This is a genomic window from Mycobacterium sp. E740, assembly GCF_001672895.1.
Lineage (GTDB): Bacteria > Actinomycetota > Actinomycetes > Mycobacteriales > Mycobacteriaceae > Mycobacterium.
This window is the reverse complement of the sequence record NZ_LZKP01000199.1, coordinates 29,030-42,401: the sequence shown is the minus strand read 5'-3', so window position 1 is coordinate 42,401 and position 13,372 is coordinate 29,030. Positions and strand designations below refer to the sequence as shown.

The window sequence follows — 13,372 nt, the reverse complement described above, 5'->3', positions numbered from 1 at the left end:
CCACCGAAACGGCGCCGGCGGCCGGGAACGTCGCGCCGACCACCACGCCGGCGACGGCTGGGCCGACGGCGCGCTGGAACACCGGTCGCACAACGCCTTCGACACCGTTGGCCGCGAGCAGTTGTTCGGCGGGCAGAATCCGCGGCAGGATCGCGCTGTAGGCGGGGAAGAAGAACGCGGCTGCAATCCCCAGCGCGCCGTCGGCCCAGCCGTCGCCGGCGTGGTGGTCGGCGCGACGTTCCCGGCCGCCGGCGCCGTTTCGGTGGCCGTCCTGCTCGCGGCGGGCCTGCTGCTGCTGATCGGAACCAGGCCGGCACTCAGAACCGTTGCACCCCAGCAGGATTCCCGCCCGCGCGTGATGCGGGATCTGCGCGACGGCTTCGTCTTCGTGCTCGGCACGCCGTGGCTGCTGTGGACGCTGCTGTTCGCGAGCGTTTTCGTGCTGGTGGTGCTGGGGCCGATCGAGGTGTTGCTGCCGTTCATCGCGAAGGACCGATTCGCCGACGGCGCACGGGCATACGGTTTCATCCTGGCGTTCTTCGGCGTGGGCAGCGCTCTGGGCGCGCTCGCGGTGTCGTCGCGCCGGATGCCGCGCCGCTACCTGTCGGTGATGATGGCGATGTGGGGCTTCGGCGCCATCCCGCTGATCGTGGTGGGCTTCACCGCCTCGTTCCCGTGGATGGCGGTCGCGACCCTCGCCATCGGGTTCACCGACGGCGCCGGCATGGTCATCTGGGGCACGCTGCTGCAGCGACGGGTACCGACTGCGATGTTGGGCCGCGTCTCGAGCCTGGACTTCTTCGTCTCGCTGGCGTTCATGCCGGTGTCGTTCGCGGTGGTGGGTCCGCTGTCGAAAGTCGTTTCGATGCAGACGATCTTCCTCGTCGCGGGCGCCGTCCCGGTGCTACTTGCAGCGGTCGCGCTGTGGGCGGCCGGGATGCGGCGCGACGAGGTGGCGCACCCGCTGCGGTGAGCTAGACGCCGAAGATCGGCGGCAGAGCGAGCACCATGACCAGGCCCCAGAAGAAGTGGGTGAGCATGGGTGCGAGGATGCCGCCGGTCGCTCGGCGCTCCAGCGCGCACACCGCACCGAGGATGATCGCGGCGAAGCCGAGCATCGGGTTGCCGGTCGTCGCGGATGTCGCGACGACGTAGACGACGGTCGAGATCAGCACCGGATGGAACCGGCCCAGCGCGGTGTAGAGCGCACCGCGGAAGAACATCTCCTCCGCCAGTCCGTTGATGACGGTGATGAAGGTGACGAGCAGCAGCGGTCCGTAATCCGCGAATTCCAGTACCCGCGTGATGTATTCGCGCACTGCCGGGATCTCGCGCGCGATCAGGCCCCCGACGACGAACGCCCCGCCCATCGCCAATCCGATTGCGGTGCCGGTGATCACCGGCCGCTGGTTTCGGCCACGGAACTTCACGCAGCCCAGGTGCAGCGGTCCGGAGAGAAACGAACCGAGGGCCCACACGCCGGCCAGCGCCAGCGTCAACCAGTAGAACGAGTCGTCGCCCGGCGGTCGGGTCAGCGAATAGCCCAGCAGCGCAGCGCCGATGACCAATACCACGGCGACGATGATGCGGCGGCGCTTGACGGTGGCGGGCGGCTCGTGGTGGGGCACCGCGGCCGTCATGGCGATCTCGCGGACCTCTTGCAGGAACCCGGGGCGGTTCTGCGTCGTGTCCGTCATGCCGGGCTCACCTTGGGTACCAGATGCAGCAGCGTGTCCAACCCGGTGCGCACCGCCCCGGCGACGGGGCCGGGGACGACGCCGATGAGCCCGAGCGCGGGCCGGACGAGGTCCGGCGTGACGGCACCGGCCACCTGTCGCAGGCGCAGCGTGTCCCCGCCGGCCCAGCCGGGGTCGGTGTCGGCGAGGTGGTGCAGGTCGGTGAGCTCGTCGACGGGCCTTCGCCCGCGGCTTCCGAGCGCGCGCTTGATTGCGTCCTCAATCCCGATCAGGCCGCCCGGCGGGTCGGGGACGATGTCGCGCAGCCGGGTCTCCGAAGCCATCATCGGGTGATCCAGCGACTGGACCAGGTCGGCTGCCAGTCCGCCCGGCACCGGCAGCACCGCCGCCGTCACCCAGGACACGAGCCCGGTGTCGACGCCATTGACCGGCAGTTCAGCGCGCCACTTGCCGGCGATGCGCGCGTAGGTCCGCAGCAGATCGCCGTACGACGTGGTCTCAGCGCCGGTGATGTCGTACGCCCCGGCGGGCACCCGCTCGGTGTCGGCGGCCGCGACGAGGTAGTGCAGCACGTCACAGATCGAGATCGGGTCGATCGGATTGGCCGACCATGAGGGCATCGGGATGACGACGAACCGGTCGCCCACGTATCGCAGCATCTCGAAGGACGTCGAACCCGCCCCGATGATGATCGCCGCACCCAGCCACACGACGTCGGCTCCGTCCTCGACATGCAGCGCCTCGGCGACTTCGGCACGGCTGGCCAGATGCTCGGACAGGTCGTCGCCGTCGGGCACGAACCCGCCCAGATACACGATTCGCCGGACGCCGGCCTCCTTGGCTGCCCGCGCCACGTTCTCCGCCGCGCGGTTGTCCGCTTCCCGGAAGTCCGGCTGCCCGATGCCGTGCACCAGGTAGTAGAGGACGTCGACGTGGCCGGCGTCGGCGAATGCCGATCGCGCCGAAGCCTCGTCATGGGCGTCCATCGCAACGGTGGTGACGCGGTCCTGCCAACCGAAATCCGCGAGCCTGTCGGGGTTTCGGCTTGCCGCGACCACGTCATGGCCCTCGGAGAGCAGGGCAGTGACGAGCCGGGAGCCGACGTAACCGGTGGCGCCGGTCACCAGGGTGCGCAGACGTTTCACGGTACGCCTGTACCCGGATTGGGCCCTGGAGAATCTAGGCCGTCGCGTCGCGGTGCAGATCGATGAGGTGCTGGTAGACCTGCGCGTTGTACCGATTGTGGTTGACCTCGGCGTCGCTCAGGTCGCGGCGCACCTTCGCCGGCACGCCCGCGACCAGTGACCGCGGCGGCACCGCGAAACCTTGGGGCACCACGGCGCCGGCGGCGATGAGCGATCCCTGGCCGATCGTCGCGCCGTTGAGGATGACCGCACCCATGCCGATGAGTGCGCCGTCCTCGACGACGCAGCCGTGCAGTACGGCGTTGTGCCCGACGCTGACTTCGGCGCCGATGCTGACCGGGAACTCCGGATCGACGTGGATGGTCACGCCGTCCTGGATGTTGGTGCCGAAGCCGATGTCGATGGGTTCGACCTCTGCACGCAGCGTCGCGCCGTACCAGACGCTGGCCCGTGCCGCGAGCGTCACCTGTCCGATCAGGCTTGCGTTCGGGGCCGCCCAGGCTTCGGCATGCAGCGCAGGCGCGCGACCACGAATGGGGACGATCAGCGGTTCAGGCATGCGGGCCATCGTAGTGTGGGCAGTTCGGCAATGTGCAGGTCACACCGGTTGCCGGCAGCGTTTGGCGAGGTGACGACTTTGGTGCTGGCGCGCGACTGCCTCTAACATGCGTTGCGACCTGTCTAGCTGAGGAGCCGTAAGTGAAGACCAGCACCAGCAAAGCCATCGGCGCCGCGACCGGCATCGCGGCGATCGCCCTTTCGGTGCCGCTGGCCGTCACCGCGTACGCCGATCCGCCGGCGCCCGCGCAGCCGGCCACGCCGACCACGCCCACCACGTCGGTAGAGGCCGAGATCCCCAACCCTGAGGGCAAGGGCTGCGACGCGTTCAAGGAAGCCGTGCCGGACTGGAAGTCGCTGAAGACCCTGCCCGTCGGCCGGGCGCTGCAGGCCATCCCCGACGCCAGCACCTTCTACTCCGCGATCTCGGGCGGCTTCAACCCGGCGGTCAACGTGGTGCCGGTGCTGGAGAACGGGCCGTACGTGGTCTTCGCGCCGACGAACGAGGCGTTCGCCGCGCTGCCGCCCGCCCAGCTCGACGCACTGAAGGCCAACCCGGCGGCGCTGACGGACTTCGACTACTACCACGTGTTCCTCGGGCTCCTCGGCCCGAAGGACGTCAAGGGGCAGCGGCCCACGCAGCAGGGCGCGGAGATCAAGGTGACGGGCGAGAACGCCGACGTCAAGATCAACGACACCGCCAAGGTGGTCTGCGGTGGCATCCAGGCGGCGAATGCCCGGATCTACCTGATCGACGCGGTGCTCGACCCGGCCAAGCCGCCGACGGCGGTGACGCCGTCGGGCACGTCGACGTCCGAGACGACGACGACAACCACGACGACCACCACCACCAGCAGCGGCCAGCCCGCCTGATCTCGTTCGCCCAAACCGACGTTTTGGCGGAAAAGTGCGAGTGCAATCCGCCGAAACGTCGGCCTCGAGGAGTTAGACGCCACGCCGGCCAGCCCGCTTAGACCCCCAAGTCGCGGCCGATGATCTCCTTCATGATCTCGGTGGTGCCACCGAAGATCGTCTGGATGCGTCCGTCGACGTAGGCCCGGGCGACGCGGTACTCCAGCATGTAGCCGTAGCCGCCGTGCAGCTGCACGCAGCTGTCGACCACCTTCTTGGCGACCTCGGTGGCCCACCACTTGGCCTTGGCGGCCTCGACCGCGGTCAGCTCACCGTCGACGACGGCACGCAGGCAACGGTCGATGTAGTTCTCGGTGACCTCGAGTTCGGTCTCCATCTCGGCGAGCAGGAAGCGGTTGTGCTGGAAGCTGCCGATCGGTTGCCCGAATGCCTTGCGGTCCTTGGTGTATTGCAGCGTCTCGTCGAAGACCGCGCGGGCGCCGGCGATCGCTGAGATCGCGATCGACAACCGCTCCGACGGCAGGTTGGTCATCAGGTGGTAGAACCCGCGACCCTCTTTGCCCAGCACGTTGGCGCCCGGCACCCGCACGTTCTCGAAATGCAGCTCGGAGGTGTCCTGCGAGTGCAGGCCCATCTTGTCGAGCTTGCGGCCGCGGCTGAAGCCCTCCATGTCGCGCTCGACGACCAGAAGCGTGAAGCCTTTGTGGCCGGCTTCGGGGTCGGTGCGGGCCACCACGACGACGAGGTCGCAGTTGATGCCCGACGAGATGAATGTCTTGGAGCCGTTGACAATCCAGTCGTCACCGTCGCGCACCGCGGACGTGCGGATGCCGGCGAGATCGCTGCCCGCGCCGGGTTCGGTCATCGCCACCGCGATGATGGTCTCGCCGCTGGCGATGCCGGGCAGCCACCGCTTCTTCTGCTCGTCGTTGGTCAGGTCCTTGAAGTACGGGCCGACGACGTCGTTGTGCAGGCTCAGCGCCGGACCGTGTGCGCCCGACCGCGCCATCTCCTCGTCGATGATCGCGTTGAAGCGGAAGTCGTCGGATCCGCCGCCCCCGAACTCCTCGGGCATGTTGAACCCGATCAGCCCGTACTTGCCTGCCGCGGTGTACGCCGAGCGGTCGACGATGCGCTCGGTCTCCCACTTCTCCTGATTGGGGACGAGTTCGCGCTCGATGTACTCGCGGACGGTCTCGCGGAACGCCTCGTGCTCGGCGTCGAAAATCGTTCTCTTCACTGTTACTTGGCCTTCCAAACAGGCTGGCGCTTCTCGGCGAATGCCAGCGGTCCTTCCTTGGCGTCCTCGGAACGGATCAGCGTCCCGATCTCCCGCATTGTTCGTGTCCATCCGGCTTCGTCGCCGGTGATGACACCGTCGTCGACACCCATCGCCACGCGCTTGCTCGCCCACACGGCCAGCGGGGCGTTGCAGGTGATCCGGTCGGCCAGTGCGAGCGCCGCCTCGACCGCGGTGCCGTCGGGCACGACCTGGTTGATCAGCCCCCATTTCAGCGCGTCGGCCGACGACATCGGCTCGCCGGTGAACAGCAGCTCCATCGCGACCTTGCGCGGCAGATGGTCGACGATGCGGAACACCCCGCCGGCGGCGGCGATGAGTCCCCGCTTCACCTCCGGCAGACCGAATTTCGCGCGTTCCTCGGCGACCACCAGGTCGCTGGCGAGCGCCAGTTCGGTGCCGCCGCCCAGCGCGGTGCCGTTGACTGCGGCGATGGTCGGCTTGTCGATGTAGTGGTGCACATACCCGGCGAAGCCCCACTCGCCGTGCTCGGGGTGAAACAGGTTCTCGCGACGCGAGATCGCCTTGAGATCGGCTCCAGCACAGAACGATTCGCCGGCCCCGGTGATGACGACCGCGCGCACCTCGGGATCGTCCTGCGCCTCCTGAAGGGCGTCGCCCACCGCGGTGCTCACCGCGCTGTTGACCGCGTTGCGGGCCTCGGGCCGGTTGAGCGTGATCACCATGACGTTGCCCCGCCGCTCGGCGAGAGCGGCGGGCGCTTGGACGTCTGAGGTCACAGCAGTTCGATGATGGTGGCGTTGGCCTGGCCGCCACCCTCGCACATGGTCTGCAGACCGTACTGAATTCCCTTGTCGCGCATGTGATAGAGCATCGTCGTCATGATGCGTGCACCGGAGCCGCCCAGCGGGTGCCCGATCGCGATCGCGCCGCCGTTGGGGTTCAGCTTCTTCTCGTCGGCGCCGATGTCCTTCAGCCACGCCATCGGAACGGGAGCGAACGCCTCGTTGACCTCGAACACGCCGATGTCCTCGAGCCGCAGGCCGGACTTCTTGAGCGCCTTCTGCGTGGCGGGAATCGGCGCGGTCAGCATGATCACCGGGTCGGCGCCGGCCAGCGTCGCGGTGTGCACCTTCGCGATCGGCTTGAGTCCGAGTTCACTGGCCTTCTCGGCGGACATGAACAGGATCGCGGCCGAGCCGTCGGAGATCTGCGACGAGTTGCCGGCGTGGATCACGCCGTCCTCGCGGAAGGCGGGCTTGAGCTGACCCATCTTCTCGATGGTGGTGCCGCGGCGGATGCCCTCGTCCTTGAGCACCGGGTTGCCTTCTTGGTCCTTGATCGCGACGATCTGATCGTCGAACGCGCCGGAATCCTGCGCGGCGGCGGCCTTCTCGTGCGAGCCGAGGGAGAACTCGTCGAGCATGGTGCGGTCGAGGCCCCACTGCTCGGCGATCATCTCGGCGCCGATGCCCTGGTTCGGTGTCTGGCGGTAGCGGTCCTTGAAGCTCTGCGGATACGGGTTGCCGCCGTTGGCCAGCGAGGCGCCCATCGGCGTGCGCGACATCGACTCCACACCGCCGGCGACGACGACGTCGTAGTGGCCGGCGATCACACCAGCGGCGGCGAAGTGGATGGACTGCTGGCTCGAACCGCACTGGCGATCCACTGTCACGCCGGGCACGCTCTCCGGCCAGCCCGCGGCGAGCAGCGCGGTGCGGCCGATGTCGAGCGCCTGCTCGCCGGCCTGCATGACGCAGCCCCAGATCACGTCGTCGACGAGCGCCGGGTCGACACCCGCCCGCTCCACGAGACCGTTGAGCACCTGCGCGGACAGTTCCGCCGGGTGGACACCCGACAGCCCGCCGTTGCGTTTCCCGACGGGCGACCGCACTGCCTCGACGATGACGGCTTCAGCCATGACACTTCTCCTTCGAATGTGGATTCCACCCGGGTTTCCCCGAACGTAGTGGAACAAAGTTTACTAGGTCAACCTACTGGTTGGTAGGCAGAGGGCGGGCCAGCTCCCGGGCCATGGCGACATGCCCTTCGAAGTCGAGTTCGGTCGCCATTCGGAGGTAGCGACCCGCGAGTTCCCCGAACGCTTCGGTATCGGCGCGGGCTTTCGCGAGCAGAGTACGCAGCCGCAGTCCCCAGAGTTCATTCAGCACGTATCCCGTATCGGTGGGGAGCGCGGCCAAACGCTCGATGGCTCGTTGCGCATCTGCGAGGTCGCTCGCGTCACCTCGCTGTACCAACGCTTCCACGAGGACCCCGACGCACATCGGCATCCAGACGATGTGGCCGATAGTGAAGTAGTCGTCGACGACCGACCGCGCAATCCTGATGGCGCCGTCGAGCTCGCCCCTGGCGGCCATCTCCCTGGCAATGAACGCATCGACGACCGGCCAGTCGTCCGCGGCGAACCGTTCACGAAAGGAGGCGTCGCGCACCTTGGACAAGATCTCCAGACCGGCCGCCCGCTCCTCGGTGCTCACGCAATGCACGAGCGCCACCCCGCGGGCGAGTTTCGCCAAGTACAGCCCGAGGTCCTCGGAGAATTGCTCGGCGAGCGCCAAGATCTCTTCTGTCTCGCGGAGTATCTCGACAGTAGGGATCATCACCCCGTTCGCGATGGGATGAATCCGCGCGTGATACATCACGCTGGCCACCACGAAGGGATCGATGGTCCGCGCCTTCGCGGGGTCGACTCGCCTGGCCAAGGACAGGCCCTGCTCCAAGTCTTCCCGCCACCCGGGCAGGCCGAGATAGCAGCGCGCCATTCCCCGCGACGCGAATACATCGCCGTGCGGCATGATTTGGAAAGTGTCAGCGTCGCCCGGTTCTGCGCCCGACGATGCGACAATCCATTCCGCCAGCCGCAGCACTTCTGCAAGCTCGGCAGTCTCGAACTTGGCGCCGATGGCCCCGCCGGCCAAAGCGGCCGTGACCGCGGGATCGCCGATCGATTCGAGCAGGCGGACGAGCTCGGTGCCTAGTTCCGACGCTTCCTCGCTACGAATGGTGTTCGACTGCGCCGCAACCAGACCCGCCATACCGGCCGCTAAAGACACCGAATCACCTGCGGCAGCGCACAACTCGCGCAACTCGACGTAGCTCCGATCGTCCGGCTCGATACTGCCGACCCGCCACACCGTTCCCAGGAGCATGGCGCGGGGTGCGATGCGCATCGACATTCGGTCGGGGTCATCATCGGGCAACCGGTCGGCCACCTGGCACGCCCGACTCCAGCTCGTCCGCGCCGCGGTGATATCGCGGGAGATCGACCAGCCACCGGCACGCATATGCCAGGCGTATGCGGCGTGGAGATCGCTCGCCGCCTCCAGGTGTTCAGCAATCAGCGACGCGTACTCGTCGGTCAACCCTCGCCCCTCGAGTGCGCTCGCCAGCGCCCGGTGTCGTTGCGCCCGATCGGATTTGAGTTGCGACTCAGACGCGACCGCACGGATCAGCGGATGCCTGAACGCATATTCCGGGCGTGGGCCGAACGCGACTCGGTCGATGAGCTGCGCCTCGATCAGCGGCTGCAGATCCGGACCGTCGACGAGAAGCCTCAACATGTCTTCCTCGAACCGCGCGCCGATGACCGCCGCGGCATTCAGCGTGGTCTTCGCCACGGGCTCGAGCCGGTCGATGCGGGCACCGATGGTCGCCTGCAACGTGGCCGGGACGTTCGCGTCGACGATGTCGGCCTGCAGGCGGTAGCTGCCGGGCTGACCGCCGATGACGCCACGTTCGGTCAGGTCGCGAACGATTTCCTCTGAGAAGAACGGATTCCCGCCGGCACGGCTGCAGACCAGGTCGGCGAGTTCGTGAACGGAGGGGTCGCTGCCCAGCAGTTCGACGGTCAGCGTGGATGCCTGGGTGTTGGTCAACGGACGCAGGACGAGATTCTGGGCGCCGGCCAGCCGGGCTAGTGGTCCGTCGTATTCGGGCCGATGCGTGATGAGTGTCAGCGAGGGTGTCTGGGGAACCACCGAGAGGAAATCCGCCAGCAGCGACTCGCTGGCCTCGTCGATCCAGTGGGCGTCCTCGATCACATAAACCGCCGGTTCGGCACGAGCGAGTGACGCGGCGTTGATCAGGCTCGTCAGCCGCCTGCGCCGTGCTTCTGCGGCAACTTCGGGCAGCATTGCGGTGGCATCACGCAAGCCGAGGAGATCCTCCAGCAGCAATACGTCATCGGGATCGGCGTCGGAAAACTGCGCTCGGATCTGCTCACCGGCCGTGACTGCGTCGAAGGCCTCGATCCCCAGCGCCGCACGCAGCAACCGACTGACAGCGCGGAACGGAATGTCGGTGGTATGTGACTCGCAGTAGGTGGTGAAGACAGGCACCCCACGATTGCTTGCCAGCGCCGATGCTTCACGGACAAGCCGACTCTTGCCGATCCCGGCCGGACCCGCGAAGGTGACGACACATCCCGCGCCGCTCACCGCTTCGTCGAGGAGCGAGGTGACGGTGTTGAGCTCCCAACTGCGGCCGACCAGCGTCGATTCACTGCGGCGCTGCGGCCTCTGCTCAGTGACGGCCAGCAACCGTCGCGCGGATACCGGTGCGTCAGCCCCCTTGATAAACACCAGTTCTGGAGCGGCGAGCGCGACCGTGTTCTCGACGAGGCGGGCCGTGGAATCGCTGAGCATCACTGCACCCGGCGGCGCGACGGCCTCCATGCGTTGTGCCATGCCGACTTGGGCGCCGATCGCGGTGTAACCCAATGCGGCAGAACCGATTTCCCCGGTGATGACCTGCCCGGAGTTCAGGCCGATTCGAAGTTCGAGCTTGGTCTCGGCCTGGATGTCGAGTGCCGCGAGGCAAGCGCGAAAAGCGTGGTCCTCCAGCGTGGCTGGGGCGCCGAACACCGCCATGATGCCGTCGCCGGTGAATTTGTCGACGGTGCCGCCGTAGCGGCGCACCACCTTCGTCGCGAGGTCGACGAGTTCGGACATGATTTCACGCAGCCGCTCCGGCCCGACCTCGGCGGCGATGTCCATCGACCGTACGACGTCGGCGAAAAGTACAGTCACCTGCTTGTATTCAGCGGGCGTCTGCGCGGCGATCGGCGCTCCGCACTGGTGGCAGAACTTCGCGTCGTCCTGCACCTCGCTGGCGCAGGCCCCGCACGCCGTCATGGCAGCTATCGTGTCACCGCCGACACGGCTACCGTGGCAAAACGGTAGTTACCTGCGCATATGCGCGCCCCCGACTGGTTGAACCCTCGACATGGTTTACTGAGTTGCACAGCTGGCCGTCCGGTCGGCTTACGTGTCGTGGGAGTGGGAGTGGCTGGGAGTACACCGCTGGCGCCGATGATCGGCCCGGATGGCGTCGGTGCGGGAACGACGGTCCGGTCGCCGAAGACGGCCGAGCTCGTCGCGGGAACGCTGCGCCGCATGGTGGTCGACGGGCAGCTCAAGGACGGCGACTTCCTGCCCAACGAGGCCGAGCTGATGGCGCACTTCGGGGTGAGCCGGCCCACCTTGCGCGAGGCGGTGCGCGTACTGGAGTCCGAGCGCCTGGTCGAGGTTCGGCGCGGCTCGCGTACCGGCGCCCGCGTCCGGGTGCCCGGTCCCGAGATCGTCGCCCGTCCCGCCGGCCTGCTGCTCGAGTTGTCCGGTGCGACGATCGCCGATCTGATGACGGCGCGCTCGGGCATCGAGCCGATGGCGGTGCGGCTGCTGGCCGAGAGCGGATCCGCCGAGGCTTTCGACGAGCTGGACACGATGCTCGAAGAACACGTGCCGTCCGGTTGGCAGACCGACAGCCTCGCCGAGACGACCGGCGACTTTCACCTGCGCGTCGTCGAGCTGTCGGGTAACGCGACGCTGTCCATCATCGCCGGGATGCTGCAGGAGATCACGGTGCGCCACAACGCGTTTCTGTTCAAGGAGCGCCGACCGGTCTCCAAGGCCGATTACGACAAGCTGATGCGGTCATACCGAAAGCTGATGCAGCTGTTGCGGTCCGGGGATGGCGCGGCCGCCGAAGCGCACTGGCGCAAACACCTGGACACCGCGCGCGATCTGCTCCTGCAGGGCCTCGAGGACGTCAAGGTCCGCGACGTCATGGGCTAGGGGGCGTCCGCGCTGTCCCGTTGCCAGGTCACCTGTACGGGCACGGTGTCATCCCACGGTTGCCGCGTCACCACGTCAGCGACCCGGAAGTATCCCCGCTCGAATTCCCCTGTGGCGGCGTCCACCAAGCGGTACTGCTGGGTCTGGCGGTGAATCGGTTGCCCGTCGATCAGCACGACGCGGATCTCGCCCGGTTCGAACTGGCAACGTTTCTGCAGCGCGGCGATCAACTGTTCGCTGTGCATGTGGCCGTCACCGAAGTTCCAGCCGATCGCGGTGCTGCAGATCCGCTCGCCGTCGGTGAGCACGTAGTCGTCCTCGTCGAGGCCCGCCATCGCCCGGTGCGCGAGCGTGAACATCGCACGGCCGTGAGTGTTGAAGGCGCGGAAGGCATATCCCATGTAGAGGTACATCTGCGCAGTTTCCGGGCTGCCGTAGTACCGCTCCATCTGCGCCTGTGGCATGCTCGCGATCGAGACGATGTTCTGCTCGATCTTCGCCGCTGCCGACGGCTTCACACACCACAGCCCGGTGTCCCAGTTGCCCGCGTAGTACCGCATGCCGGGCAGGAAGGACACCTTGCGCGGGAACAGGTTTCCCGTGACGACGGTGCCCGCGACGACCGCGAACAAGACGATCGGCCACGGGCTCTGCAGATCGCCGAGGCCGATGTCGGTGTGCCCGACGAACAACGCCAGCACCGAGAACATCATGAAGACGTTCCATTCCAGCGGCACCCCCATCGGGATCGACGACAGGATGCCGAAGTGGAACACCAGCATCACGAACGCCGCGATGTACGTCGGCCAACCGCCGGGCGAGAAGAACAACACCAGCGGGACCAGTCCTTCGATCGCCGTGCTGAAATGCGCCAGCCAGCGTGACCGCCGGCCGGGCCGCAGATCGTCCGGGAAGTGTTCGAAGAACTTGCGTTTGATCCACTTCGGCCGGAACACCGGGTTGTTGCTCATCATCGTCGAGATGACGAACGGGAAGTGCTTGTTGAGCTTCGACGTCGCGGCACCCAGCCAGATCACCAGGCACACCAGTTTGGCCGCGATGATGATGTCCGCACCGGCGAACAGGAAGCACGCCGCCAGCGAGGCGTAGACCTCACCTCGCGCGGCCAGGAAGATCACCTTGTCACGCAGGCCGAGAACCGCGAGGACACCGAGGATGGCCGCGATCTGCCACACCGGCAACACGCCCACCGTCGTGCCGAGTGCAGGTATGGGGCCCGTGCCGTCGGATGACAACGCCACGACGAGCAGGATCAGCAGCGCCGCGTACAACAGCGCATCGAAGGGCGTGCGGGTGTCCCCTCTGGTCAGCGGGACGCGGGTGGGCCACGGCGGCAATCGGATCGTCTTCGGCCGCAGCCAGTAGAGGATCGAGCCCATCGGCGGGAAGAACCGGTTGTTCAGCGGCCCGAACCCGCAACCCAGCCCGACGACCTCGAAGAGCATCGTGTACAGCACGACCTTCTCGAACACGATCGGCTCGTTGTACCAGGCGGCCACGTTGGTGAACCCGTCGACACCGGTGGTCGTCAGCGCCACCAGCCAGGCGCCCAGGATGTAGAGCAGGATCTTCACGACGTAGAAGAGGTGCAGGACGACCGGCGTCCCGAAGCCCACCTCGGCCCAGTGCCGTGCCATCGGCACGATCTTCTCGGCGCGGGTGCCCTTGTTCCACTGCTCGAAGTCGACGACGGGCGCGTCCTGCTTCAAGAACCCCATGGCA

Annotated in this window: 11 protein-coding genes; 3 read left to right on the top strand and 8 right to left on the bottom strand. The window is 67.2% G+C overall.

The annotated features are described in order from the left end of the window. Positions 1-973 (top strand): MFS transporter (locus tag A5663_RS19630; RefSeq protein ID WP_156744561.1); only part of this gene is annotated, 973 nt, incomplete at its 5' end. A 1-nt stretch (position 974) separates the two neighbouring features. Here the strand turns inward: A5663_RS19630 and A5663_RS19625 are convergent. From A5663_RS19625 to A5663_RS19615, 3 genes are read right to left on the bottom strand one after another with little or no spacing between them, the layout of a single operon-like run. Next, positions 975-1,697, bottom strand: a complete 723-nt coding sequence (locus tag A5663_RS19625) for a CPBP family intramembrane glutamic endopeptidase (RefSeq protein ID WP_068153002.1) — start codon at positions 1,695-1,697, stop codon at positions 975-977. Further along, positions 1,694-2,842: an NAD(P)H-binding protein gene (locus tag A5663_RS19620; RefSeq protein ID WP_068152999.1), complete on the bottom strand. Its 1,149-nt coding sequence runs from the start codon at positions 2,840-2,842 to the stop codon at positions 1,694-1,696. The genes A5663_RS19625 and A5663_RS19620 overlap by 4 nt, the downstream gene beginning before the upstream one ends. A gap of 34 nt (positions 2,843-2,876) precedes the next feature. Continuing rightward, positions 2,877-3,401 (bottom strand): gamma carbonic anhydrase family protein, encoded by a 525-nt coding sequence (locus A5663_RS19615; protein ID WP_068152995.1) that lies wholly within the window; start codon positions 3,399-3,401, stop codon positions 2,877-2,879. A 140-nt stretch (positions 3,402-3,541) separates the two neighbouring features. Here A5663_RS19615 and A5663_RS19610 point away from each other — a divergent pair, with 140 nt between their 5' ends. Beyond that, positions 3,542-4,273, top strand: coding sequence for a fasciclin domain-containing protein (locus A5663_RS19610; RefSeq protein ID WP_068152992.1), 732 nt, complete (start codon positions 3,542-3,544; stop codon positions 4,271-4,273). Positions 4,274-4,370: 97 nt separating this feature from the next. On the opposite strand, the gene A5663_RS19605 is transcribed toward A5663_RS19610, so the two are convergent. The 4 genes from A5663_RS19605 to A5663_RS19590 form a co-directional block, all read right to left on the bottom strand. Then, the gene (locus A5663_RS19605) at positions 4,371-5,513 is read right to left on the bottom strand and encodes an acyl-CoA dehydrogenase family protein (RefSeq protein ID WP_068152989.1); all 1,143 of its coding nucleotides are present in this window, start codon (positions 5,511-5,513) and stop codon (positions 4,371-4,373) included. Between the two features lie 2 nt (positions 5,514-5,515). Further along, positions 5,516-6,313, bottom strand: coding sequence for a crotonase/enoyl-CoA hydratase family protein (locus A5663_RS19600; RefSeq protein ID WP_068152986.1), 798 nt, complete (start codon positions 6,311-6,313; stop codon positions 5,516-5,518). Further along, positions 6,310-7,455 (bottom strand): thiolase family protein, encoded by a 1,146-nt coding sequence (locus A5663_RS19595; RefSeq protein ID WP_068152983.1) that lies wholly within the window; start codon positions 7,453-7,455, stop codon positions 6,310-6,312. The genes A5663_RS19600 and A5663_RS19595 overlap by 4 nt, the downstream gene beginning before the upstream one ends. A gap of 73 nt (positions 7,456-7,528) precedes the next feature. Continuing rightward, positions 7,529-10,687: an adenylate/guanylate cyclase domain-containing protein gene (locus A5663_RS19590; RefSeq protein WP_068152980.1), complete on the bottom strand. Its 3,159-nt coding sequence runs from the start codon at positions 10,685-10,687 to the stop codon at positions 7,529-7,531. Between the two features lie 150 nt (positions 10,688-10,837). Here A5663_RS19590 and A5663_RS19585 point away from each other — a divergent pair, with 150 nt between their 5' ends. Next, positions 10,838-11,629 carry a FadR/GntR family transcriptional regulator gene (locus tag A5663_RS19585; protein WP_068152977.1) on the top strand — a complete coding sequence of 264 codons (792 nt, stop codon included), beginning with the start codon at positions 10,838-10,840 and terminating at the stop codon, positions 11,627-11,629. Here A5663_RS19585 and A5663_RS19580 read toward each other — a convergent pair. Beyond that, positions 11,626-13,368 (bottom strand): DUF3556 domain-containing protein, encoded by a 1,743-nt coding sequence (locus tag A5663_RS19580; protein ID WP_068152973.1) that lies wholly within the window; start codon positions 13,366-13,368, stop codon positions 11,626-11,628. The two genes, A5663_RS19585 and A5663_RS19580, sit on opposite strands and share 4 nt — an antisense overlap. Positions 13,369-13,372: the final 4 nt, after the last annotated feature.